Origin of the sequence: Prevotella bivia DSM 20514, assembly GCF_000262545.1 — a bacterium.
GTDB lineage: Bacteria > Bacteroidota > Bacteroidia > Bacteroidales > Bacteroidaceae > Prevotella > Prevotella bivia.
In genome coordinates, this window is the sequence record NZ_JH660660.1 from 1007329 (window position 1) to 1032764 (window position 25436).

Consider the following 25436-nt stretch of genomic DNA (forward strand, 5'->3'; position numbering starts at 1 on the left):
GACACTTAAAAATTGATGATGTAGTTTTGCTTGTACATTTTAGTGTTCAAGAAGAGCACTCCGCAGTAATAAAGATCAAATGATACACCCACCCTGCTGTCAGCTACAAGCTGTTTCCAGTATTGTGTGGTATGTTTGTCTTTATGAATATGCTCAATGATAACAACGGAGGTAGCAGATAAATTGTCAAGCACATCGTTTACAAATTCATCGTAGCCTCCTTCTAGCGTAACACGAACCAAAACGGTTTTTTCGGTTATCTCTTTAAGCCATGCTAGCATTGCCTCTCTATCAATGTGGTTGCTTACTAGGCGATAGGTATTTTTATTACAACCAGCCAAGAAGTAAGCCTTGTAAGCTGTTCCCTCTGGATGAAAGTCAATGACATAATTAGGATTTACAAACTTTGCCATTCTGTAGTATAGACGACATAGTTTGCGTTTACGTTTGTCTAAGCCAAAGACATGATGCTTTAGCGTATTGTAAATCTCATAGCGAGTATGATTGTTTACCACCTCGCGTACAAACTTGTAAGCCCAAGGCGATTGCACTCCAAAGCCCTTTGAATAGCGCATACGGCGCACCCAGACACAGGAACGTTTTAGGGTATAAAACATAATGTATGTAGATTGTTAGTTTGCAAATATACAGTTTTTTAATAGTATATAAGCAAATTATTCTTATATTTTTGAATATCCTTAAAAAATAATGTGTGAACGTTTGAAAACGTAATAGGTAAGCTTTCTTCTGCGAATAGCTTACCTTTTGTGTGGTAAAAGGTAAACTTTTGGGGTGAAAAATAATTTATTTTTGATTTGCTTTTAATTTATTTTTGTATGAAAAATAAATTATTTTTGCGAGTAAAACATTACCTTTTGTGAGATGAAACGTAACTGTTTGCTAAAAAGAAAGTTATGTTTTACTAATAGGGAGATATGTTTTTAATATAGATGAGAAAAAGTTTCTACCTTTAAAAAGATCAACTATTCTGCATTGAGCGATAGTTGATCCTTCTGTTGTCTTATTTTGTTTTATGGTAAAAAGTGTTTTGTCTTGCTATTTCATTAGTAAAGCTGCTTTAATGCCCGTTTCCACTTTCTGCATGTCATCAGACGGTTCGAAGCGGTCGATGACATGCCCTTCTCGATCAATCAAAAACTTTGTAAAGTTCCATTTTATACTTGGATCCTTAGCATAGTTAGGATTATCCTTACGAAACTTTTCATCTAGGAGTTTACCTATGTCAGTAGTTGTGTCGAAACCTTTAAAGGGTGCTTGCTTCTTGAGATAGGTATAAAGTGGTGCTTCGCCCATACCATTTACAGTAATCTTGCTAAATTGTGGGAACGTAATGCCAAAACGATCGGAGCAAAAACTATGTATTTCGTTGTAAGCACCTGGAGCCTGACCGCCAAACTGATTGCAAGGGAAATCTAGCACAATAAATCCCTGTGCCTGATAGGTGGCATATAGGCGTTCCAAATCTTCATATTGAGGGGTGAAACCACATTTTGTGGCAGTGTTTACAATGAGGAGTACCTTACCTTTATATTCTTTTAGCTTCACAGGGTTGCCAGCACCATCTTTTACTTCAAACTTATATACATTCTTCTGCGCCATGCTTACTATAGCAAAAAACAAAGCTATAAAAAGCAATACAATCTTTTTCTTTTTCATTTTATATCAATATTTATTTATTTTATAACTACTCATAACTAGTTAATGTTCGCAAATTTAATTATTTTAATTAGATAATATGCAATTCCTTGTATCAAAAATCGTAACTTTGCACATAATAATAATTAAAAAACAAAACTATTTAAATGGATAAATTAAGCTATGCTTTGGGCATCGGTATCGGTTCCCAGCTATCAGGAATGGGTGCGCAGGAACTTAATATTGATGACTTCGCACAAGCCATCAAAGATGTTATCTCTGGCACATCATTAAAGGTGGATCAGAACGAAGCTCAACAACTAGTGCAAAATTTCTTCCAAGCTCAAGAGGCTAAGCAGGCTGCTGCAATGGCTGAAGCTGGTAAGGTTTTCAAAGAAGAGGGCGAGAAGTTCTTGGCAGAGAATGGTAAGAAGGAGGGTATCACAGTGTTAGCTTCAGGGCTTCAGTACGAAGTTTTGCGCGAAGGAACTGGTAAGCAGCCTTCTGCTACATCTACTGTAGAGTGTCATTACGAAGGTACTTTGATTGATGGAACTAAGTTTGATAGTTCTTACGATCGTGGTCAGACTGCTACTTTTGGTTTAAACCAAGTTATTCCAGGTTGGACAGAGGGTGTACAGCTTATGAAGGAAGGTGCTAAGTATCGCTTCTTTATTCCTTATACATTAGCTTACGGTGAGAAAGGGGCTGGTGGTTCTATTCCTCCATGTGCAGCTTTGGTATTCGTAGTAGAGCTAGTTGCAGTAAAGTAAAATCATTAGGAAATATAAAAAAACTTATAAAGATATGAAGAAAATTACATTGGTAGCTGTTGCTATCGTTGCAGTTACAGCTTTTACAGCATGTGGAAACTCAAGCCCTAAGGCAGAGTTAAAGTCGGATATTGACTCATTGAGCTATGCTATCGGCGTTGATCAAGGTCAAGGTGTTAAACAGTATTTAACTCAAATGCAGATTGATACAGCTTACATTGACGAATTTATTAGAGGTTTGAACGATGCTGCTAAGGGTGCAGACGATAAGAAGAAAGCTGCTTACAATGCTGGTGTTGGTGCTGGTCAGCAGGTTAGTATGATGATTAAGCAGCAAATTAACAAGCAAATCTTTGGTGAAGACTCTACACAGAGCATCTCTATTAATAACTTTGTAGCAGGTTTTGCCGCTTCAGCAAAGGGTAAGGGACAGAAGATTACTGTAGAGGAAGCTCGTAAGATAGAGCAGACTGTTGGTGAAGCTATTAAGGCTAAAGCTGCAGAAAAAACATACGGTGCTTACAAGAAACAGAACGAAGCTTATCTTGTAAAGAATGCTAAGAAGGCTGGTGTTAAAACTTTAGGAAAGGGTGTTCAGGTACTTGAGATTAAGAAGGGTACTGGTGCAAAGCCTAAGGCTACCGATATGGTAAAGATCAACTATGTTGGTAAGACCATTGATGGTAAGACTTTCGATCAGCGCGATGGTGCTACAATGCCTGTAGGTGGTGTGATTCCAGGCTTTACCGAGGCTTTGACAAATATGCCTGTAGGTGCTAAGTGGGAAGTAACTATCCCTGCAGCAGCTGGTTATGGTGCTAATCAAGCTGGTCCTCAGATAAAGCCATTCTCAACATTAATTTTCACTATTGAGTTGGTGGCTATCGAAAAGGCTCCTCAAGCACCTCAAGGTGCAGCTATGCCAGGTGCTTCAGCTAAGAAGTAAGCTAGGATATATATAATAAGGTAAGGTCGGGTTTTAGGATCCGACCTTATTGTTATCAACAAGTATTATCAGTAAAACATAGAAGATGAAGAAGATTTTAATCTTAGCGATCATCGTTATTGCAAACGCATCATTCACTACCGTGAGTGCGCAAAGTAAGAAAAATAAGAAGAATAAGACTGTTATGGTGGAGCAGAAAGCAGCCGATAAAGTGGTGCTTTCTACTCCTTCTGACACATTAAGCTATGCTACAGGTGCTGCTTTTACGGGTGGATTAGAGCAATACTTGGTTCAGAAGTATGGCATTGAAGAAGCTAATAAGGCTGACTTTATTCGAGGTGTAAGAGAAGCCTTTGCTCGTCGTGATGATAAAGCCTTTGTGGCTTATAGGGCAGGCTTTGCCATTGCAGAACAAGTGCAGAAGCAAATGTTACCCAATGTAAAGTCGCAGTTTCAGGGAACAGATGTTCAGCTAGACGAGCATAAACTCTTTGCGGGATTTATTGCAGCATTAGAGAAAGATAGTACTGTGTTTACACAAGCTAAAGCACAGGCATATTTTGAAGCTAAGCGTATGGCTTTAAAGGAAGCAAAGAATAAGGCTAACAAGGAGGCTGGTGAAAAGTTTCTTGCTGAGAATGCAAAGAAAGAGGGTGTAATCACTACTCCTAGCGGTTTGCAGTATTTGGTTATGACAAAAGGAACAGGTGCTATTCCTACTAAGGACGACCAAGTAAATGTAGAATATGAAGGACGTACTATCGACGGAAAGATTTTTGACGCCACTGCTCGTCATGGTAAAGCGTATGATACTTTCGGCGTATCTAACCTTATAAAAGGTTGGACTGAAGCGTTAAGCATAATGCCTGTAGGTTCTAAATGGATACTCTACATTCCTCAAGAGCTTGCCTATGGTGCTCGTGGAGCTGGCGAAGATATAGCTCCTTACTCAGCCCTTGTATTCACAATGGAATTAAAAGGTATTGAGAAGAAAGAAGAACAAAAGGTAGAACCAGTAAAGTCTGCCGTTAAGAAAGCTGTTAAGAAGTAATCAGTTTGGCTTTATTTGTTTATGAATAGCTTTTTGTTTGTTGATGAAGTTTTCTTTGTTCGTTAATGAATTTTAGGTGGACAATTATCGCATAACTTCTTTATCTAACTAAAGAGTATTCTTTATTTCGCTTTAATTCATTATGAAACGAAGAGAGCAATAGCCACTTTTACTTCTTCAACTCTTTCCCTCTAAATAACAAAATGCGCCTAATAGGCGCATTTTTTTGGCATTTTGCTTGTTAGTAAAAAATAGATTATTTACTTTTGCTTTCTATATGACATTATGCTATGTGATCTTCCGCTATTCAAGTGAGGAGTAACTCACAATAGTATTTGTGCTAACGTTATAAGAATCAATCAAACAACGCTGGAAAACCAATTGCTTAATACAAAATCAATAATGGAAAAAATTGACAAACTGGACAAGAAAATCCTAGGCATTCTTTCGCAAAATGCTCGTATGCCATTCAAAGATGTGGCTGCAAAATGTGGCGTTTCACGTGCTGCTATACACCAACGTGTACAACATTTAGTGGAAAATGGTGTGATAACAGGTAGTGGCTACTACATCAATCCAAAGAGTTTGGGCTACACTACATGTACTTATGTAGGTTTAAACCTTGAACGTGGTTCGATGTATAAAGAAGTGGTAGCGAGGTTGAACACCATTCCTGAAATCATAGAATGCCACTTTACCACAGGTCCTTACACTATGCTCTTGAAGTTGTATGCAAAAGACAATGAGCAGTTGATGGATTTATTGAATAATCAAATGCAAAGTATTCCCGGTGTAGTATCAACCGAAACGCTTATTTCGCTTGAGCAAAGCATCAAGAGAGAAATCCCAGTTGCAAAGGATTTGGGTGAAGACGACTAAGCAAAAATAATGCTAGCGAGAGCTATATAAAGGTTTTACTAGTTGCTAAACGCAACCTATTTTATGCTGTAGATACAGAAAACAGTAGAAAGGAGATAAAAAATAGAGAATGAATTACGACTTACAAGCGCATCTTAATGAGGTATATGCGAAGTTTCCCGAGGCTAAGCACATGCCTATTATCGGTATAACCACTAACCATTCAGATGTAGATGCTACATTAAGAGAGGTTTATTATGAGCAAATTGTAAAAGCAGGTGGCACACCAATTCTGCTTCCTCCCATCGCAGATAAGGATGTAATCTTAAATAGTTTGGAGCATATTGATGGGTTGTTACTCACTGGAGGAGGCGACATTAACCCTCTTTGGATAGGCGAAGAACCATCTACCCAATTGCATAATATCAATGCGAAACGCGATTTGGCAGAGCTAATGATAACCCAATTAGCATTTAATCGTCAAATACCTATCATGGGTATTTGTAGAGGTGTGCAGACTATGGCTATTGCTCTAGGAGGAGAAGTGCAGCAAGACATCTATGAAGACTATCTCGTAAAGGAAGTATCTTCTGAAGAAAAGCCAAAGAAAGCGAAGCCTACAATAACGCTTTATGCTGCTACTATTAAGCATTCACAAGATGCCGACAAAGGGGAAGCAACGCATAGTGTGGCTATTTTAGAAGGCTCTGTGCTTCATTCTATCTATAAAGCAGATAAGATCTTTGTTAATTCCTTCCATCATCAAGCGGTAAAGAACCCCGGAAAACGCTTTAAAGTATCAGCAATGGCACCCGATGGAGTTATCGAAGCAATTGAAAGTGCTGAATATAAACCTTTACTTGGGGTACAGTGGCATCCCGAATGGATGAAAGAAGAGGGTGGAAAACTATTCTCTTGGCTCGTAAAACAGGCAGATAATTTCTATGCGGCAAAGCAACTTCACAAGCGTATTCTTACCCTAGACACCCATTGCGACACACCTATGTTCTTCCCACAAGGTGTACATTTCGAGCAGAGGGATCCTCGTATTCTCTACGACTTGCATAAGATGACGGAAGGAAGGCAGGACGCTGTGTCAATGGTGGCTTATCTTCCGCAACCCAAACTAGGAGAAACTTTCTCTTCAAAGATAGATATAGATGGCTTGAAAAAGCACAATCCTGATCTTTTAGAACAACTTAATCATGTAACACCATTCAGCTATACCAATTTGATCTTTGACAAGATAGAGCAGATTGTGAGGCAGAATAGTAAGTATTTGAGCATTGCTCGTACTCCTTCCGACCTTTATGAAGATAAGCGTAAAGGGCGGAAGAGCATCGTTTTAGCCATCGAAAATGGCTTGGCACTTGAGGGGAAACTAGAAAATGTGAAGCATTTTGCGCAAAGAGGTGTATCGTATATCACCTTATGTCATAACGGAGACAATGATATTTGCGACTCAGCGCGTGGTTCAAATATGCACGGTGGTGTGAGCAAATTTGGTGAAGAGGTGATCCGGGAGATGAATAAATATGGCATAATGGTGGATCTTAGTCATGGTGGAGAGAAGAGTTTCTATGATGCTTTAGACATAAGTACAAAGCCAATTGTATGCAGCCACTCTAATAGTAAGGCTCTTTGTAATGTGGCTCGCAACTTAACCGACGACCAAATGCGCGCCCTTGCTACTAAAGGTGGTGTAGCCCATATCACACTTTATCACGGTTTCTTACATACACCAAGCGAAGCTACAATCCTTCATGCTATCGATCACTTAGAACATGCCATAAAGATTATGGGTATAGATCATGTAGGTATTGGTACCGACTTTGATGGAGATGGAACCGTTTGTGGACTAGCTGATGCAAGTGAGATGATTAACTTTACGCTGCATTTACTCCAACGAAAGTATAGTGAGCGAGATATTGAGAAGATATGGGGCGGCAATTGGCTTCGTGTAATGGCACAAGTGCAACAGAGATAACAGTTTTATTAGATACATTTAGTAAATAACGAGATATGAATAAAAGAACAAAGCTTTTCTTATCAAGCATTATGTTGCTAGCTATTGCTACTTCAACTATGAGTTGTAAGGGAAAGACTTCTTCCACAGCAGCCACTAATGATAGTGGTGCAGCCACAACAACAGTGAAGCCTGTAGGGCCAACCTTTAGCGAAGACTCGGCTTATAACTTTATGGGTGCGCAGTGTAACTTTGGTGAACGCATTATGAATTCAGCGGCACATGATAAGTGTGGTGCATGGATTGTAAAGAAATTCAAGGAGTATGGTTGTACTGTTCAAGAGCAAAAAGCCAACCTAAAGGGTTACGATGGTACGGTATTGAAGTCGAATAACATCATTGCACAATACAATCCATCAGCACAAAAACGTATATTGATTTGTGCTCACTGGGATGCTCGACCTTGGGCAGACAACGATCCCGACTCTGCCAATCATAAAAAGCCCGTTATGGCTGCTAATGATGGTGCTAGTGGGGTGGGAGTAATGTTAGAACTTGCGCGCGTATTAAGTAAAGAAAAGAAACCCTTAGATATTGGTATCGACTTCGTTTGCTTTGATGCTGAGGATTGGGGTGTACCAACTTGGGATCATAGCGCTACTGATACAGGCGATAGCTGGGCACTCGGCGCACAATATTATGCAGCCAATTTTCCATCGAAAGTTAAGCCACAGTTTGGCATTTTGTTAGATATGGTGGGTGGCGAAGGTGCGCAGTTCTATCGTGAAGGCATGTCTATGCAATATGCACCAGAGGTGGTTAATCGTGTCTGGGATGCTGCAAAAATGGCAGGATATGGCTCTTATTTCCCCGATGATATGGGCGGAATGATTACCGACGACCACATTCCTGTTAATCAGCAAGCAGGTATTCCTACTATAGATGTGATTCCTTATTATCCTGACTGCCAACAAAGTACTTTTGGTCCAACGTGGCATACTATCAATGACACGATGGAACATATTGATAAAAACACATTAAAGGCAGTAGGACAAACTATGATACAAGTGATATACACCTTTAAATAAAGGAAAAATAAAGAAACAAAAAAGGCTAACCTCTTATCAATACAGGGTTAGCCTTTTGCTTTTATACTATCTAATGAATAGTAGTTCGCGATACTTAGGAAGTGTCCAAAGTTCGTTGCTCACCACTAATTCTAGCTTATCAATATGGTAACGTATCTCCTCCATTTTAGGCGTTACGGTGTCATGATAGGCTATTGCTTTCTCACGTTGACATTCAATCTTGTTAGCCACCTTACGTGCGTTAACCAATTCTTCTACATCTGTTTCGATGATCTTTGTACGATCGGCAATCTCTTTTATAATGCTAATATTACGCTCGGTAAGATCCTTACCCTCCTCACGACCGAAAATCTCTATCATACTCTTAACGTTCTTTGCTAAAAGTGTTTGATATTCTGTAGCCACAGGTATGATGTGGTTCATGGCAAGATCGCCTATTACACGTGCTTCTATTTGGATGCGCTTGGTATAGGTTTCCCATTTTACCTCATTTCGAGCCTCTAGCTCGTTCTTAGCCATTACGTTCATTGTCTCGAACATTCTCACTGCGTCCTCGTCAAGGTAGCGATCGAAGCATAGTGGGCAGCTCGACTCACAATCCAACCCACGTTTAGTAGCCTCTTCTTTCCACTCGTCGCTGTATCCATTGCCGTCGAAGCGGATAGGCTTGCAAGTCTTAATATCTTCGCGAATAACATCGAGGATAGCCGAAGCTTTATCCTCTCCATTAGCGATAAGCGTATCAACGCGTGTCTTGAAGTTGGTTAAAGCCTCTGCAACAGCCGTGTTGAGTACGATCATTGCTGAAGCACAGTTAGCCTCTGAACCAACAGCACGGAACTCAAAGCGATTACCAGTGAAAGCAAAAGGTGAGGTGCGGTTACGATCGGTATTATCAATCAGTAGTTCAGGTATCTCTGGAATATCTAGCTTCATTCCTTGTTTGCCTGCAAGATTGAAGAGGGCTTCTTTGTCTGCAAGTTCTATATGGTCGAGCAAGTCGGTGAGTTGAGTTCCCAAGAACGAAGAGATGATAGCAGGAGGAGCCTCGTTTGCACCTAGACGATGGTCGTTAGTAGCACTCATTACAGAGGCTTTTAGCAAGCCGTTGTGCTTATAAACGCCCATTAAGGTTTCAACGATGAATACCACAAAGCGAAGGTTATCCTCTGGGGTTTTACCGTTTCGGTGAAGCAAGATACCTGTGTCTGTGGTTAAGCTCCAGTTGTTATGCTTACCACTACCATTGATGCCATCGAATGGCTTCTCATGCAATAGCACTCGGAAGCTATGCTTATGGGCTATTTTCTTCATGAGCGACATAAGTAGCATATTATGATCGACAGCTAAGTTGCATTCCTCAAAGATAGGTGCCAACTCAAACTGACCTGGTGCTACCTCGTTATGACGAGTTTTAACAGGAATACCTAAGCGAAGCGACTCTATCTCAAGATCTTGCATATAAGCTTGAACACGCTCAGGAATGGTGCCGAAATAGTGGTCGTCCATCTGCTGATTTTTTGCCGAGTCGTGTCCCATAAGGGTTCTGCCTGTAAGTACCAAGTCGGGGCGAGCAAAGAAAAGATCTTCATCTACAAGGAAATACTCTTGTTCCCAACCGAGGTTGACATGCACTTGTTTTACATCTGGGTTGAAGTATTGGCACACTTCTGTTGCTGCGTTGTTAATAGCACGAAGCGATTTTAGTAGCGGTGCTTTGTAGTCGAGCGCTTCGCCAGTATAAGAAATAAAGATGGTAGGAATACAAAGCGTATCGTCAATGATAAAGACTGGGCTTGTGGGATCCCATGCCGAGTAGCCTCTAGCTTCGAAAGTATTACGGATACCACCATTTGGGAACGAACTAGCATCAGGCTCTTGTTGCACAAGAAGTTTGCCAGAGAAGTCTTCCACCATACCGCCCTTACCATCATGTTCAACGAAAGCATCATGTTTCTCTGCGGTACCTTCTGTTAATGGCTGAAACCAGTGGGTGTAATGTGTAACACCATGCTCAAGTGCCCACTGCTTCATACCCTTTGCCACCGCATCGGCTATAGAGCGATCGAGGCGCGAACCATTGTCGATAACATCTACTAACTTTTCATAAACATCTACAGGAAGATACTTATACATTCTCTTGCGATTGAATACAAGCTTACCATAATACTCTGATGGGCGTGTTGTAGGCACGTCTACATTGAGAGGACGCTTCTTAAAAGCACGCTCAACAACGTTAAATCTTAAATTTGCCATTTCTTCTTACCTTGTGTAAAACTAATGGTTGCAAATTTACGAATAAATTATCTTTGCAGATGATAATTGTTATATAGTGATAGATTTTTAAGGAAAATAAATAAAAAAGTGCACCATTACTCGCGTAAAGGTACACTTTATTGCTTAACTAAATAACTCAAATGTGTGTTTAAGTAATATGACCATGGTGTCCGTCTCGGAGTTTATGATCACAATCTAATCTATTCGTTTTGAGTTTTATTAAAACTAAATCTACTTGTCTACTAGAGTAGTTCTTTTTTTATTACTTACGTGGCAAAGATATATTATTTTTTGGGAATAACAATATTTCTAATTTAAAAAAGTTTTAAAGTTATATCTTTTTGACAAAGAAAACCGAAAATATTCGATTGCAGAACGCTTACAACAATATTGAACCCCGATCGGTCGTTAGACTGCAAAGGGTTTTGTAATGGTTGAAATCTTATGCTTTTCTTCGGCTTTGCTGCTTATTTTGGCTCTTTTTGTCTGTTTTTCAGTTGTTTAGCCCGCTAAATGCCTTCCAAAACAACCAAAAATAGTTCAAAATAAGTGCGCAAATCTCGAAGAACTCTAATGACCGATTTGGGTTGAATCGTGTGGATAAATAAGGAAAATAGCGATGTGCATACTGTTATAGAGAAACAGAAGCGAATAGGAAAAACATCTTTTGTCTATTAAATAGATTACCTTTTAAATAGCAAAGAGTAATCTTTTACTCGGCAATTGATGATCTTTTGTTTTGAAAAATAAATTAAAAAAGGAGTAAAAATAAATTGAAAACGAAATAAAAATAAATTGAAAAATAAACAAAAATAAATTATTTTTGCTTTTAAAACTTCGCCTTTTATCTAACAAAAGGCGAAGTTTTAATACTTAAACGGTTATATTTTACGGTTTAAAAGATAGTTTACTTTTGTAACTATATGGTATTCAAGTGTTTATTTCTTGTTATTGTTGTGCGTACTACTAATGTAAAAATGGATATCCCCATAAGTAATATAGTCTGGACAAGCCTCCTTAATGGGTTTCATACCATTGGCTAGTGTTATGCGTTGCACAGCTTCCTTAATAACGTTTATCTTGTTTTGCGGAAGAATATCAGTAATAGGTAGCAAGCCTTCAGCTACAAATTTGCCTAAATGGGTCATAATGGTGTTAGTGGTGAGGCTGCGTTCCTTTGCTATTTGCTCTATTGTTTTGCCTTCTTTGTATAGTTGAAAGCTGATAGTAGCAGTGGGCTGTTTAGGCTCTTTCTTTTCTGTTTCCTTCTTTTTTCTGCGTTTCTTTTGGGCTTGTTCGTTCTTGCCCATACTTGCCACGACTGCCTCTTGTTTGGCACGGAGATAATATGCAGTGGAGAAAGCTTGTGCTGTCATATCTTCTAAAAGATAGCGTTTGGCAAGCACGGTCTGTTCTAGTTCGCTGTAGGCAGTTTCAAAACGTTTGGCTAACACCTTATTATTTACTGCTACTTCTTTGGTAGCCGTGAGGAGTGTGCTGAATAATTCGGTAAGATTGGCATGAAAATACAATGCACCTTTCTTAATACGCTCAATAAAGTCGGGCATATTGAGTTGTTCAAAAGTCATTTTTTCTACGAGCAAACGCCATTTGTCGGCAACGGTTTGTAGCTTTGAAGCAAAATCGGTAATGCAGCTATTGTGTAGGGCTATAATGGCTTGTTGCTTGTAGAAATGTTCGTTTAATAGGCGGTGCATAGCCACTTCTGCGCGGGCAATATCGTCAAAGGAAAAGAGTTCTAGCACGAGTGTGCGGTAATATTCTTGTTTGAGTGTTTCTAGCTGGTGTACTTGTTTGCTGGCAATCTGTGCTTGCGATGCCATATACTGATCCACCTGCTCGTCGTTGATGATATTTCCTTCTGTGATGAGCGACTTGAGTACTAATCCTTCTATACTCTTACATCGGCTTAAAGCCACATATACCTGACCCGCTGCAAACGATTTGCCTGCATCAATAATGGCGTGTTCAAAGGTAAGTCCCTGACTCTTATGAATGGTGATAGCCCATGCAAGGCGTAAAGGATATTGTGTAAATGTGCCTTGCACCTCAGGTTCTATCTGCTTTGTCTTTTCGTTAAGCGTATATTTTGTGTTTTCCCACACCTCTTGTTTTACCTCTATTTCATGCGCTTCGTTAGGACATTTTACGAAAATGCTTTCCTTACTTATCCCCACAACATGTCCTATCTTACCATTATAATACAGTCCGTTGCTATCGTTTCGGATAAACATTACCTGTGCGCCCTTCTTTAGTGTGAGCGTGTTTTCGGCTGGGTAGCTGGTTTCGGGAAAAGTACCTTTGGTGGAGGCTACAAAAGAATAGCTCTGGGCAGCAATGCGCACGAGCTGCATGGTGTTATAATTGTCGGCTATATTGTTATGTGTCGTAAGGAGAATATAGTCGGATCCCATTTGTGGTTTGAAGTCGGGGTTGTAGCGTGTGTTAAGCAATTGTCTATCCGCAGTTGCTAGTTTTCCCTCACGAATATTGTTCAAGAGATGAATAAAGGTAGGATCTTGCTGACGGAAAACGGTGGTAAGCTCAATGGTAACATAATTGATAAGCGCAAGAGCCTTTGATGAAAAGAAATAAGGGGTAGGGTAATGTTGCCGAAGGATAGACTCGTCTTGTGGAGTAACAACGGGTGTGAGTTGCTGAAGATCGCCTATCATAAGAAGCTGAACACCTCCAAAAGGCTTATCATGGTCGCGGAAACGGCGCATTACAGAGTCGATAGCATCAAGCACATCGGCACGCACCATACTAATCTCGTCAATGATCAATAGGTCGAGAGTTTTGATAATTTTGCGTTTCTCTTTGCTGAAATCGAACTTTGTTCTAATGTTCATTTCAGGTACAAAGGGTGTGAAAGGGAGCTGAAAGAACGAATGAATAGTAACGCCTTGTGCATTGATAGCAGCTACACCCGTAGGTGCAAGCACCACGATACGTTTGTTGCTATGTTCTTTGAGGGTGCGTAGAAAGGTGGTTTTACCCGTTCCTGCCTTACCTGTTAGGAATATGCTGGTATTGGTGTTCTCGATAAAGTCCCATGCGTGGGCTAGTTCTTCGTTTTCTCTCATTATTTGCTTTATATGTATAATGTTGCAAGCAAAGTTAAAGGAAATAATTCGGAAAACCTATTTCTAAACACTGATATATATCAAAAGCCTTGATATAGGGCAATAATTACATATCTTTTAGGATGTTTTTTCTGTTTTTTCTTGGTTGTGTGCGATAACAGTCGTAACTTTGCAGTGTAAAATTAAGGATAACATATTATTAATAAAGAAGCAAAGGGCTTCTTAAAAAAAGAAAAATTATGATGACAATTATTTTAGTAGCAGTAGCAATTACTGCGGTATCAGTAGCAAAAGCAGTAAACGTTAATAACAAGCTAACTGCTTAAGATTCTCAAAGAATCTTTTATTTTAGAAATTTAGAATAACAAAATATGCCACATTCTTCGTAGCGGAGAGTGTGGTTTTTTTATGTAGTGTAATAGTATGTAGTGGTTTATTCAAATATCTCCTTTAGTATCGCAAAACTATTTAGTGTAGGCATACTAGGGATATGTAAGGTATAATAGCGCAAAATGATTTCTGTGATATAGTTGCGTTCTTCACGCGAGAAGCGAAAAAGGTGCATACTTTCATAGTTCATTCTAAAAAGTTTAAGCACAATGTTGGCTTCGTTAGGTTTTAAATAATCGGTGTGAAGAGGTATCTGATAGCAAAATTCAGCATTGCGAAGATCGAAAAAAGCGTATGGGGTGGCTTCTGAAAGATTGGGGTGGAAGCCTATAAACTTACTTAAATGGAGCATAAAGGTGAGGTGGAAGTTGGCTAAGTGGTCGGTGGCAGTGTCTAGCCATTCCACACTTTTAGCCACAAACTGATACAATGCTTTATTATATTGCTCACTGCGAGTAATATATAAAAGGAATTCTGATATAAAAAGTAGGATAGATGATTTAATAGGATCGAAAGGAATAGTGGTAAATGGGATATCTATTCGTATATCTTTAATACGCTGCATGCTAGCATGTGGTCGGAAATCGAACGCTATATCCAGCAAGGTCATAGGTTGGAAATATTGCTTTTTTATTTTACCTTTTGGTGTTTTTGGTAAACGAACAATAAAGGTCAAGCGCCCTTCTTCCTCTGTTAATAAGTCGATTATTAAAGAAGAATCACCATATTTTAAACTATGTAGCACAATGGCTTTTGTCTTTTGTAGCATATCTTTTATGAAGCAAAAGTACAAAAATATAAGGGCTTATTAAAAAATATCGCGTAAAAATTTGGAGGAATAAAATAATTGCTATACCTTTGCACCCGCAAAACAAAAGCACGGTCTCTTCGTCTATCGGCTAGGACACAAGATTTTCATTCTTGCAAGAGGGGTTCGATTCCCCTAGAGACTACTAATAATAAAAGAAATTACAAAGATGGCAAATCACAAATCATCATTGAAAAGAATACGCCAGGATAAGGTTAAGGCGCTACATAACAAGTATTATGCTAAAACTATGCGTAATGCTGTACGCAAGTTTCGTAATTTAACTGATAAGGAAGAAGCTGTAAAGCTTTATCCTTCTATTCAGAAGATGTTAGATAAGCTAGCTAAGGTTAATATTATCCATAAGAATAAGGCTGCTAACTTGAAGTCAAGCCTTGCAAAGCACGTAGCTGCTTTAGGGTAATTCGTATTTAGTCATAGCGGACAATATATTAGGGTTGTAATCCAATAGGATTGCAGCCCTTTTCTTTTATGTATTTTTAGAGTCTAAATACTTCTTTACCTAAGAAAAAAATAGTATCTTTGCATATTAGAATTAAAGAACAATCTAACAAAAATGGCAGAAATTCAAGAACACGAGAACAATTACTCCGCCAGTAATATTCAGGTGCTAGAAGGCTTAGAAGCAGTTCGTAAGCGTCCTGCAATGTATATTGGCGATATTAGTGAGAAAGGTCTTCATCACTTGATCAATGAAACCGTAGATAACTCTATTGATGAGGCTATGGCGGGCTATTGTACAGATATAGAAGTAACAATTAATGAGGACAACTCTATCACTGTAGAAGACAATGGTCGTGGTATTCCTGTTGATGAGCATGAAAAGCTACACAAAAGTGCACTTGAAGTTGTAATGACAGTGCTTCATGCTGGTGGTAAATTTGATAAAGGGTCGTATAAGGTTAGTGGTGGCTTGCATGGAGTAGGTGTTAGTTGCGTTAACGCCTTGTCAAAGCACATGATGTCGCAAGTGTTCCGCGAAGGAAAGATCTACCAGCAAGAATATGAAAAGGGTAAGCCACTATATCCTGTAAAAGTAGTTGGCGAAACAGAAAAGACAGGTACACGTCAGCAGTTCTGGCCTGATGGTACTATTTTTACGACAACTGTTTTTCAATGGGATGTTGTTGCACGCCGTATGCGTGAGCTTGCTTATCTTAATGCAGGTATTAAAATTACTTTAATTGATCTTCGCCCTGACCCAGAAACAGGAAAAACTCGTACAGAAATATTTCATGCTAAGGATGGATTAAAAGAATATGTGCGCTATGTTGATCGTCATCGTCAGCATTTATTTAATGATGTTATCTATCTAAAGAGCGAAAAACAAGGTGTGCCTATTGAGGTAGCAATCATGTATAACACTGATTACACTGAGAATATCCACTCGTATGTAAACAACATTAATACCATTGAAGGGGGTACTCACTTACAAGGTTTCCGTACAGCTTTGACACGTACTTTGAAAACTTATGCCGACAATGATGCACAGATTTCGAAGCAAATAGAGAAAGCTAAGATCGAAATCACTGGTGAAGACTTCCGTGAAGGCTTAACTGCGGTTATCTCTGTAAAGGTAGCTGAGCCGCAGTTTGAGGGTCAGACAAAGACAAAACTCGGTAATAGTGAAGTGTCAGGTGCTGTTCAGCAGGCAGTGGGAGAGGCTTTAAGTGCTTATTTGGAAGAACATCCTTCGGAAGCAAAGATGATTTGCAATAAGGTTGTTCTTGCTGCTACTGCACGTATTGCTGCACGTAAGGCACGTGAAAGTGTGCAACGTAAGAATGTAATGACAGGTGGAGGACTGCCAGGTAAGTTGGCTGATTGCTCAAATAAGGATCCTAAAGACTGTGAAATTTTCCTAGTGGAGGGTGATTCTGCTGGTGGTTCTGCTAAGCAGGGTCGTGATCGTTATACACAGGCTATCTTACCTCTTCGTGGTAAAATTTTGAATGTTGAAAAGGTACAACGCCACAGAGTGTTTGAGGCAGAGTCAGTGATGAACATCATACAGTCTATTGGAGTGCGCTTCGGTGTTGAGGAAGATTCAGATTTTGAAGCAAATATTGATAAGCTAAGATACGATAAGATTATCATTATGACTGATGCTGATGTCGATGGTTCACACATTGACACACTTATTATGACACTATTCTATCGTTATATGCCTAAGGTTATAGAGCAAGGACACTTGTTTATTGCTACACCACCACTCTATAAGTGCACCTATAAGAAGGTAAGTGAATACTGCTATACAGAGCAACAACGTCAAGCATTTATTGATAAATATGGTGCTGGTGAGGAAGGAAAGACGATCCATACTCAGCGATATAAAGGTTTGGGTGAGATGAATCCGGAGCAACTTTGGGAAACAACAATGGATCCAAAGACACGTCTTTTGAAGCAGGTTACTATTGAAAATGCTGCTGATGCAGATGAGGTGTTCTCTATGTTGATGGGTGATGATGTAGAGCCTCGCCGTGAATTTATAGAGCAAAATGCAACTTATGCAAATATTGATGCTTAACATTTTGCACTAAGATATAATCGTTAAAGTCCCTTTCCAGCATAATGGTTAGGGATTTTAGTCTTTTTAGTGTGATAAATTGATAGGAGTAATTGTAATTAGAGATTATATTTTTAAAGCTGATAAGATAATGACTGATTCCTTTGAAGAGATAACTGTTTCGCGTGCTAAGACTAAGTATGCGGGAGGAGGATATATAGAAGATGAGTTCATCTTGTTTGATGAAATGTCTAATGTTCCTATGCCTAAAGGCTTTGTGCGTTTTCAGAGTGTATTATTTGCTGTATGTACAAAGGGTAGTGCTGATTATAAGCTTAACACTAACAGCATACATATTGAAGCAGGGGATGCAATTATAGTAACTTCAGGTCAGGTTTTAAGCGATGTTCACTTGTCTGATGATTGTCGAGGATTCGGCTTTATGGTCTCGCTAGATTTCTTTCATTATATTCTTAGTGGTATGACAAACTTGTCATCTCTGTTTTTGTTTTCACGTACTCATCCTGTATTCAGAATTACTTTAGAGCAAATAGATGACATTTTGGAGCACTGTAAGCGTGCTAGAAAACGTTTATTTGATCATACTCATCCTTTCCGGAGAGAGCTTATAGCTTGTCTTTTGCGTGCAATGATTTATGATTTTGGAAATATTATCTATAGTGCTCAACATTTAGCAACTACTAAATTGACTCGTGCAGAAATACTTTTCAATGAATTTATCAAATGTGTTCAAGACAATTTTAGAACAGAACGGCGTGTAGCATGGTATGCAAAAAGTCTTAATATTACTTCAAAGTATCTTTCCGAGGTTGTTAAATCGATTAGCAAACGTACTCCGAGTGATTGGATAGATTACTATGTAATTCTTGAATTGCGCGTACTTCTTCGTTCAAGTGATCTTAGTGTAAAGGAAATTTCTGATCAGCTAAACTTTGCTAACCAAAGTTTTATGGGTAAATACTTCCGTGAACATGTTGGTATAAGTCCTTCTAAATTTAGAAAAAGCTAATCGAATATTTAGCATACTCCATAGTATCTCTTGCAAAAAGCAAAGTTTCTTGGCTAGGAATGTGCGTATTTCTTCGATGAAATCGATAAAAAATGGTGATTATTCGTTTAAAAGAATGATCACCATTTTTCTTTTTTAGTGCTTTATTGGTAAGTTTTACTTCAAGACTTGGTCAGCAACAGCGCAAAGTTCTTTATACCATTGCTCTCCGAAACGCCTAGTAAGAGGTTCTTTAAGAAACTTATATAACGGTAGGTTTAGTGCTTCTCCCTTGGTTATAGCATCTTTACAAATATCCCAATGATGATAGTTAATGCCAAAAGTACCATTTTTAAAGTCTTTCTCTCGAATGGGGTAAAGCGCGCAAGAGATAGGTTTAACAAACCCTGTTACCCCCGCCCTAAATGCTTTTTCTAGTGAGCAGAGGCAACAACCCTTATCATAACAAGTGAAAACACAGTCTTTTCCATTTACAATACTTGTTACAATATCGCCATCAATATCAGTATAAGCCACCCCCTGTTTGTCAATTACAGCCTGTCCTGATGCTGAAAGGTTTCCCCAAATATCATCAACTACATTCTCGATTTCCATGATTTCATCGAGAGTAATAGGTGCTCCTGACTGTCCTTCAATGCAACATACTCCATGACATTTATCTAAATCGCAACAGAACTTTACGGTAAAAAGGTCGGGCGAAACATAGACATTGCCTACCATTACAATCTGATCAAACTTCTTCTCACCCATTACCAGTCTATTTTTACTATTCCTTGTTGCTCCAAATACTGATTACAGCGTGTAAACTGGTGCTGTCCAAACCATCCACCACGATTTGCCGACAGTGGTGAAGGGTGCACACTTTCTAGTACATAATGTTTTGTGGTGTCGATAAATACTTTTTTCGAACGAGCAAAACCACCCCAAAGCATAAATACTAAATGATCTTTTTCTCTGCTTAATGCTTGTATCACCGCATCGGTAAATATTCCCCAACCTAGTTTTTGATGACTATTTGCTTCGTGAGCGCGTACTGTTAAGGTAGCATTTAATAATAGAACCCCTTGCTCTGCCCACCTAGTGAGGTTTCCAGAAGTAGGAATAGGCTTGCCAAGATCGTCTGCAATTTCCTTATAGATGTTTACCAATGACGGTGGAATGGTAGTTTTTTCGGGTACAGAGAAGCTGAGTCCCATTGCTTGTTCAGGTTCATGGTAGGGATCTTGTCCGATGATTACCACCTTCACTTCATTAAAAGGACAGAGATTAAACGCATTAAAAATAAGCTTTCCTGGAGGATAACAAGTATGAGAAGCGTACTCTTGCTTAATGCTTACTGTTAATTTAAGGAAGTAATCTTTTGAAAACTCTTCTTTCAAAATAGTTTTCCATGACGGTTCTATCTTAACATCCATAGCCATAAAGGTTAGATTAGAAATAATAAACCCGCTCAGCGCCGTAGCTCTAAGCGGGTTCTTATAATCATAAATTAATCTTCAATTAGGTTCTCACCAGTCATATCTGCTGGTTGTTCTAGTCCCATAATGTGTAGGATAGAAGGAGCAACGTCAGCCAATCGACCATTCTTAACCTTTGCAGAATTGTTGTCTGTAACGTAAATGAATGGTACTGGGTTTAGTGAGTGAGCAGTGTTTGGCGTACCATCCTCATTGATAGCATTGTCCGCATTACCGTGATCGGCAATGATAATAGCCTCGTAATCGTTAGCCTTAGCAGCTTCGATTACTTCCTTTACACAGTTGTCCACAGCACAAACAGCTTTTGCTATAGCGTTGTAGATACCTGTATGACCTACCATATCACCATTAGCGAAGTTGACAACGATAAAGTCGTACTCCTGAGTGTTAATGGCTCCTACCAGTTTATCCTTTACTTCGTAAGCACTCATTTCAGGCTTCAAGTCGTAAGTAGCCACCTTTGGTGAAGGCACCAAGATGCGATCTTCACCCTCGTATGGTTGCTCGCGACCACCGTTAAAGAAGAATGTAACGTGAGCATATTTCTCCGTCTCTGCGGTATGTAGTTGCTTTTTGCCTAGAGTGCTTAGGTATTCGCCTAGTGTGTTTGTTACATTCTCCTTTGGATAAAGAATGTGAACGTTTTGGAAGCTAGCATCGTATGGAGTCATACAGTAGTATTGCAAGTCTTTAATGGTTTTCATACCCTCTGCTTCCATATCTGTTTGGCTCAATACCTGTGTCAATTCCTTTGCACGGTCGTTACGATAGTTGAAGAAAATCACTACATCGCCTTCCTCTATCTTACCATTCACACCACTGTTTGTGATGGCTTTGATAAACTCATCGGTAACACCTTCTGCATAGCTTTCTTCTACAGCCTTTACCATATCGGTAGCAGACTTACCTTTTGCAGCGGTCAATAAGTCGTATGCTTCTTTCACACGATCCCAACGTTTATCGCGATCCATTGCGTAGAAACGACCAATAACAGAAGCTATGTGGGCACCATTCGCATCGCAAACTTTCTGAACATCACCCAAAAAGCCAGCACCGCTCTTTGGATCGGTATCACGACCATCCATGAAGCAGTGTACATAAACATCTTTCAAACCGTATTCCTTGCCAATTTCGATCAACTTACACAAGTGATCCATTGAAGAGTGAACACCACCTGTAGAAGTAAGACCCATCAAATGGAGCTTCTTACCTGTCTTTTGTGCATAGCTATAAGCGTTAATAATTTCTTGATTTTTCAAGATTTCACCGCTCTCGCATGCCTTATTGATCTTTACGAGATCCTGATAAACTACACGACCAGCGCCAATATTCAAGTGTCCCACCTCTGAGTTACCCATCTGTCCGTTAGGTAAACCAACGTTTTCGCCTGAAGCTTGTAGCTCTGAATGTGCGCTAACTGCGTTTAAATAATCGAGATAAGGAGTTGGAGTATTATAAATAACATCGCCCTTGCCATGCAAGCCGTTACCCCAACCATCTAGGATCATCAATAAAGCTTTCTTTGCCATAATTCTTTTTCTATTTTTTGTTTTAAACCTCTATGTTGTTGTGTGTACAAAGATAGTGCCAACGAGGGCAATACAAGTTTACTTGTAAATTGCCGAGTGCAGCCTATCTTATGCAAAGATAGTGCCAACGAGGGCAATATAAGTTTACTTGTAAATTGCCGAGTGCAGCCTATCTTATGCAAAGATAGTGCCAATGAGGGCAATACAAGTTTACTTGTAAATTGCCGAGTGCAGCCTATCTTATGCAAAGATAGTGCCAATGAGGGCAATACAAGTTTACTTGTAAATTGCCGAGTGCAACCTATCTTATGCAAAGTTACTGAAAAGGCATAATATGGCAAAGGAAACATTCATATTTTGAAAGATCGAAGGCTTTCTTTTTCTTGTCTTATATCGTATCATATACATTAAGGATTTACTTATAACCAAAGGAATTATAAAGCTGCTAGATAACTTTCTATAGCTGTTAACCACGATTTATATACGTTGTTTTTGTTTAGCTTTCAGTGGATTTTTAGGAGAGAATGTAAATGGGAATATTATCATAATATAAGCTTCCTAGGAGTAAAATATAATATTTTAATTTGTAAACGATAACCTATTGTATATCAAAAGTTTATCTTTTGATGCGAAAAATAATTTATTTTTAACACAAAAATAAATTAAAAATAGTATAAAAATAAATTATTTTTCTAGCCAAAAGAATATGTTTTACCTTTTAATAGCTTATCTTTTATCTATCAAAACATTATCTATTGCTTAATAAGGGCTTATCTTTTATTTTTTTTATGTGTGTTACTTCCGTCTTTTTGTTCTCCTCAAACTGTAATATTTTCTTAGCAGCATATTCGCCCATTAGCTTATATCCTGCGGCATTGGGGTGAAGCCAATCGCCTATGTGGAGATCCTTGCGGAGCTGTTCTGGTGAGGCTGGATCGCAAAGGAGTTGGTCAAAATCGATGATTCCATCGTATTTTCCACTGCTTCTTATCCACTCGTTTACCGTTTTACGACACTTTTCTCGCTCCTCTGTGTAATATCCTTTGCAACCTTTGAAGGGAGTTATCGTTCCACCATATACCTTTAAGCCACGCTCATGCACTTTTATGATCATCTTTTCATATTCTCTTATGAGTAGTTGAGCTGTTTCTTCGGGATTTTTAGATGTACCAATATCATTGATAGCTTCGAAGATAATAACGGAAGATAACCCATGTTGTGTCAAAATATCTCGATTAAATCGGTCTTTTCCGGGTATTCCTAGCCCTACAGAGAGTATGCGATTATTGCCTATACCTAGGTTGAGGATCCCCATTCTTCCCGATTTTAGCAGATTGTATTCTTTAGTATTGTTGAGTGTTTCCGACATTCTATCGGGCCAACGATCTTGTGCATTGATAGTACTTCCCTTGCCATCGGTGATGCTATTGCCAAGAATGGCTATGGCAGCCACATCTTTATCATATACTTCTATAGATGAGATATTGAACCAATGATTCTCCTTTAAGGCTGAAGCAAAGTTGGTCATCGGGTTAGAAGTGCCTTTAAGGATATATGATGTGGTGCGTGATCCCATGTGTACAGTAGGGCTCTTGGGAGCCTTACGATAATTAATGGTAATAGAAAGTTTTTCTAATGGTTTCAGATCAAACTTTAAAGCATCTGTAAAAATAGCTCTGCCTGCTGCTATATGCACTCCTTTTTTTCCATGAAACGAGAAGTAACGAGCTGTCAGTGGCTCTATTTTGTATTCTTCTTTTGCTTTTGCTACGTAGATACTTGTTATTTCTAAAGGTTCAGCCGACAATTCGTTGCTCAGTAGTAGCCGTATAAGCCTACCACCAATGCTTACCTTTACAATTTGGCGCACCGATCTATTTGTCATTTGGTTATTGTAGGGCATAAAATGTTTATCAACAGGTTGTTGTGCGCAAGCCCATGTTCCTATCCATCTTGCTTTTTGTTGTGCATAGCTAGCAATTGTTATACATAGCAATAATACCGTTAAAAACTTTCTATAAAGCATTTTTGTTCTAATTTCTTTTTTTTTCTAAATGTAGTGCAAAAGTATTATTTTTATTTTCGTGGTTTGGTGTACTTAACAATCTTTAGGTATAATAACAGCATAGTGTCATTTATTCCTTTTCATCTATAGCCCTAAAGAAGTTTTGCTCCATTTGCATGATTTCTTCACGTATATACTTAATAAATTCGTCGTTTCCAAGTATTTCTATATCTTTGCTTAATCCTAATACAAAGCGTCCAATGCCACGATAGTCGCATACTTCGAGGGTTAGCCGCCAATGGCTCTCATCTTCTTTTTCGATAAATCGTCCACCTTGGGGATATTCTTCCATAAAAAGATTGAAAGCTAATCTGCCCATGCGTAAAGTAACTAGATGGCGTTCTTCACTACTAAACATAAAGATGTCGGTAAATATTTCTTTGTGCATTTCTTCGCATAGCCATGGAGTATCTAGTAGCTCCACCCCTTTCATTCTAGCCACTTTAAAGGTTTTGTTCATCTTTGATCGGAGTTCATAACATCGCACATCTTGATTGTTATTCATCAGGAAGAAGGGTTCTACGATACGATCGCGCACCGTACTACTATTTGGGCTAGAATATCCTAAAATAGTAACCAGCTTCTTTTCTTTCATAGCTTGTATGATAATTTTAAGATTATTATCAATCTGCTTGCGAATAGTGGTGTTGTTAGTACTTGATAGGTTATAAGCATTATCAAGGCGGTGGCGTAAGTGGTTGATGGTTTCGTTGTTTATGCCCGAGAGGTTGAGTACATCGTAGATAGCACGTATCTCATTATCAGTAAACTGCACGCTGTGCAGCAAGTTAGCGATAAACGGTGAATGATAATCAATGTGATAACAGCCTTTGCGCTTATAGAGTGTGAAGCCTGCATGTTTAAGAAAATCTATTAAATAATAAAGGTTGCGCCTAGAAATATCTATCTTATTGCAAAGTTCGTCAATGGTAAAGTCTCTGTTATCGACTAGCAGGAGAATAAGATCCAATTGGTTCTTTAGTTTATCAAGTCTCATAGGCTTTGGTAAAAGGTTGGTTAGGAGGGATTATTTTTATCTTTTTTTATTGGGCATTGATACCATATCCAAAGAGAGCAAAGTCGCCTTTAAGGGGATCGTTAGGGAATACCTTACGAAGTTGTGCTGTTATGTTGCGCGCAGTAGTCATAGATGTAGTCTTACTTTTATTAATGCCTAAGCGCATAGATTGTTGTAGGACGTGAGTGTCGAGAGGAATGATGAGCGTTTTTTTATCGATGAAATCGCCCCAAATTCCAATATCAACAGGGGAGTGATCGCGTACCATCCAGCGCAGAAACATACATACTCGCTTGCATGAAGAGGATGTGTCCTTGGGGACTATTCCCATAAATCCTTGTGCTGAGAAGTATTGGCATAGTGCTTCTACAGCAAGAATAGTGTCTATTTTATGGGGAGATATAGTAGTTTTTGTTTTGGAATATTGCTGGATATATTCCTTTATGCTATTGTGTTTGATGAGCATTTTTTGTAAAGAAGCAAGAAAGTTGCGCATCATTTTGTTAGAATACAAGCGGTAAAAGCTGTTTGTATCGTCGGGAATGTTATTGAGAAATAGTCCCTTTTTTACCCAGTTATAAGGTTCACCGTTTGTAAAAGCTAAAATATTCTGTAGCTTTGGAAAGAATGCTTTGCGGTTGCCATAGCTCAAGCAAGAGGCTATAAAAGCTATTGTTTCTTGATTTTTTTCGCCTATAACCTGATGCATAAACCACGCAGGGTCGCCTTGTAGAAACTCGATGGTTTCGTACTTTTCTGACAATAGTTGTAGCTCTTGTCGTATGTTTGCCGACAGTCTTATCGTGGTTTTTTGCATGAGAGGTATTATTGGATAGTCCTTCCCGTAGGAAGGACTTGCTATTTAAGGC

The 25436-nt window shown here is 38.9% G+C and carries 20 protein-coding genes and 1 tRNA gene; 10 read left to right on the plus strand and 11 right to left on the minus strand.

Translation table 11 applies throughout. The annotated features are described in order from the left end of the window. Window positions 1-5: 5 nt before the first annotated feature. Both PREBIDRAFT_RS06530 and PREBIDRAFT_RS06535 read right to left on the minus strand, forming a co-directional pair. Window positions 6-617 (minus strand): hypothetical protein, encoded by a 612-nt coding sequence (locus PREBIDRAFT_RS06530; RefSeq protein WP_004337465.1) that lies wholly within the window; start codon window positions 615-617, stop codon window positions 6-8. 439 nt (window positions 618-1056) lie between these two features. Next, the gene (locus PREBIDRAFT_RS06535) at window positions 1057-1677 is read right to left on the minus strand and encodes a glutathione peroxidase (RefSeq protein ID WP_004337466.1); all 621 of its coding nucleotides are present in this window, start codon (window positions 1675-1677) and stop codon (window positions 1057-1059) included. 146 nt (window positions 1678-1823) lie between these two features. Here PREBIDRAFT_RS06535 and PREBIDRAFT_RS06540 point away from each other — a divergent pair, with 146 nt between their 5' ends. From PREBIDRAFT_RS06540 to PREBIDRAFT_RS06565, 6 genes are all read left to right on the plus strand, one after another. Continuing rightward, entirely contained in the window at window positions 1824-2429 is a 606-nt protein-coding gene (locus PREBIDRAFT_RS06540; protein ID WP_004337467.1) for an FKBP-type peptidyl-prolyl cis-trans isomerase, read from the plus strand. Window positions 2430-2463: 34 nt separating this feature from the next. After that, complete coding sequence (locus PREBIDRAFT_RS06545; RefSeq protein ID WP_004337468.1) at window positions 2464-3375, plus strand: FKBP-type peptidyl-prolyl cis-trans isomerase; 912 nt, start codon at window positions 2464-2466, stop codon at window positions 3373-3375. 85 nt (window positions 3376-3460) lie between these two features. Next, window positions 3461-4426, plus strand: a complete 966-nt coding sequence (locus PREBIDRAFT_RS06550; RefSeq protein WP_004337469.1) for an FKBP-type peptidyl-prolyl cis-trans isomerase — start codon at window positions 3461-3463, stop codon at window positions 4424-4426. Between the two features lie 402 nt (window positions 4427-4828). Next, entirely contained in the window at window positions 4829-5305 is a 477-nt protein-coding gene (locus PREBIDRAFT_RS06555; RefSeq protein WP_004337470.1) for an Lrp/AsnC family transcriptional regulator, read from the plus strand. A 109-nt stretch (window positions 5306-5414) separates the two neighbouring features. Then, window positions 5415-7271 (plus strand): fused gamma-glutamyl-gamma-aminobutyrate hydrolase/peptidase, encoded by a 1857-nt coding sequence (locus PREBIDRAFT_RS06560; RefSeq protein WP_004337471.1) that lies wholly within the window; start codon window positions 5415-5417, stop codon window positions 7269-7271. Window positions 7272-7306: 35 nt separating this feature from the next. After that, window positions 7307-8338: a M28 family peptidase gene (locus PREBIDRAFT_RS06565; RefSeq protein WP_004337472.1), complete on the plus strand. Its 1032-nt coding sequence runs from the start codon at window positions 7307-7309 to the stop codon at window positions 8336-8338. 66 nt (window positions 8339-8404) lie between these two features. On the opposite strand, the gene PREBIDRAFT_RS06570 is transcribed toward PREBIDRAFT_RS06565, so the two are convergent. The 3 genes from PREBIDRAFT_RS06570 to recO all read right to left on the minus strand — a co-directional run bounded on the left by PREBIDRAFT_RS06570 (window position 8405) and on the right by recO (window position 14881). Further along, window positions 8405-10594 (minus strand): glutamine synthetase III family protein, encoded by a 2190-nt coding sequence (locus tag PREBIDRAFT_RS06570; RefSeq protein ID WP_004337473.1) that lies wholly within the window; start codon window positions 10592-10594, stop codon window positions 8405-8407. A 959-nt stretch (window positions 10595-11553) separates the two neighbouring features. Next, on the minus strand, window positions 11554-13722 hold the full coding sequence (locus PREBIDRAFT_RS06575) for a helix-turn-helix domain-containing protein (RefSeq protein ID WP_004337474.1): 2169 nt from the start codon (window positions 13720-13722) through the stop codon (window positions 11554-11556). A gap of 433 nt (window positions 13723-14155) precedes the next feature. Next, window positions 14156-14881, minus strand: coding sequence for a DNA repair protein RecO (gene recO / locus PREBIDRAFT_RS06580; RefSeq protein WP_004337476.1), 726 nt, complete (start codon window positions 14879-14881; stop codon window positions 14156-14158). Between the two features lie 112 nt (window positions 14882-14993). On the opposite strand from recO, the gene PREBIDRAFT_RS06585 reads away from it, so the two are divergent. The 4 genes from PREBIDRAFT_RS06585 to PREBIDRAFT_RS06600 all read left to right on the plus strand — a co-directional run bounded on the left by PREBIDRAFT_RS06585 (window position 14994) and on the right by PREBIDRAFT_RS06600 (window position 18477). Further along, window positions 14994-15065: transfer RNA gene (locus PREBIDRAFT_RS06585), tRNA-Glu, on the plus strand. Between the two features lie 24 nt (window positions 15066-15089). Then, the gene (gene rpsT, locus PREBIDRAFT_RS06590) at window positions 15090-15344 is read left to right on the plus strand and encodes a 30S ribosomal protein S20 (RefSeq protein ID WP_004337477.1); all 255 of its coding nucleotides are present in this window, start codon (window positions 15090-15092) and stop codon (window positions 15342-15344) included. Between the two features lie 153 nt (window positions 15345-15497). Continuing rightward, on the plus strand, window positions 15498-17468 hold the full coding sequence (gene gyrB, locus PREBIDRAFT_RS06595; RefSeq protein ID WP_004337478.1) for a DNA topoisomerase (ATP-hydrolyzing) subunit B: 1971 nt from the start codon (window positions 15498-15500) through the stop codon (window positions 17466-17468). A gap of 130 nt (window positions 17469-17598) precedes the next feature. Next, entirely contained in the window at window positions 17599-18477 is an 879-nt protein-coding gene (locus PREBIDRAFT_RS06600; protein ID WP_004337479.1) for an AraC family transcriptional regulator, read from the plus strand. Window positions 18478-18633: 156 nt separating this feature from the next. Here the strand turns inward: PREBIDRAFT_RS06600 and PREBIDRAFT_RS06605 are convergent, their stop codons facing one another. From PREBIDRAFT_RS06605 to PREBIDRAFT_RS06635, 6 genes are all read right to left on the minus strand, one after another. Further along, window positions 18634-19227, minus strand: a complete 594-nt coding sequence (locus tag PREBIDRAFT_RS06605) for a DUF3109 family protein (protein ID WP_004337480.1) — start codon at window positions 19225-19227, stop codon at window positions 18634-18636. Continuing rightward, window positions 19227-19892 carry a uracil-DNA glycosylase gene (ung, locus tag PREBIDRAFT_RS06610; protein WP_004339530.1) on the minus strand — a complete coding sequence of 222 codons (666 nt, stop codon included), beginning with the start codon at window positions 19890-19892 and terminating at the stop codon, window positions 19227-19229. The genes PREBIDRAFT_RS06605 and ung overlap by 1 nt, the downstream gene beginning before the upstream one ends. Window positions 19893-19966: 74 nt before the next feature. Then, window positions 19967-21484, minus strand: a complete 1518-nt coding sequence (gpmI, locus tag PREBIDRAFT_RS06615) for a 2,3-bisphosphoglycerate-independent phosphoglycerate mutase (protein ID WP_004337482.1) — start codon at window positions 21482-21484, stop codon at window positions 19967-19969. Window positions 21485-22232: 748 nt separating this feature from the next. Further along, on the minus strand, window positions 22233-23510 hold the full coding sequence (locus PREBIDRAFT_RS06625) for an SGNH/GDSL hydrolase family protein (RefSeq protein WP_004335911.1): 1278 nt from the start codon (window positions 23508-23510) through the stop codon (window positions 22233-22235). Between the two features lie 109 nt (window positions 23511-23619). Beyond that, entirely contained in the window at window positions 23620-24546 is a 927-nt protein-coding gene (locus PREBIDRAFT_RS06630) for a helix-turn-helix transcriptional regulator (RefSeq protein WP_004335910.1), read from the minus strand. A gap of 46 nt (window positions 24547-24592) precedes the next feature. Then, the gene (locus PREBIDRAFT_RS06635) at window positions 24593-25384 is read right to left on the minus strand and encodes a TIGR02757 family protein (protein WP_004335909.1); all 792 of its coding nucleotides are present in this window, start codon (window positions 25382-25384) and stop codon (window positions 24593-24595) included. Between the last annotated feature and the right edge of the window lie 52 nt (window positions 25385-25436).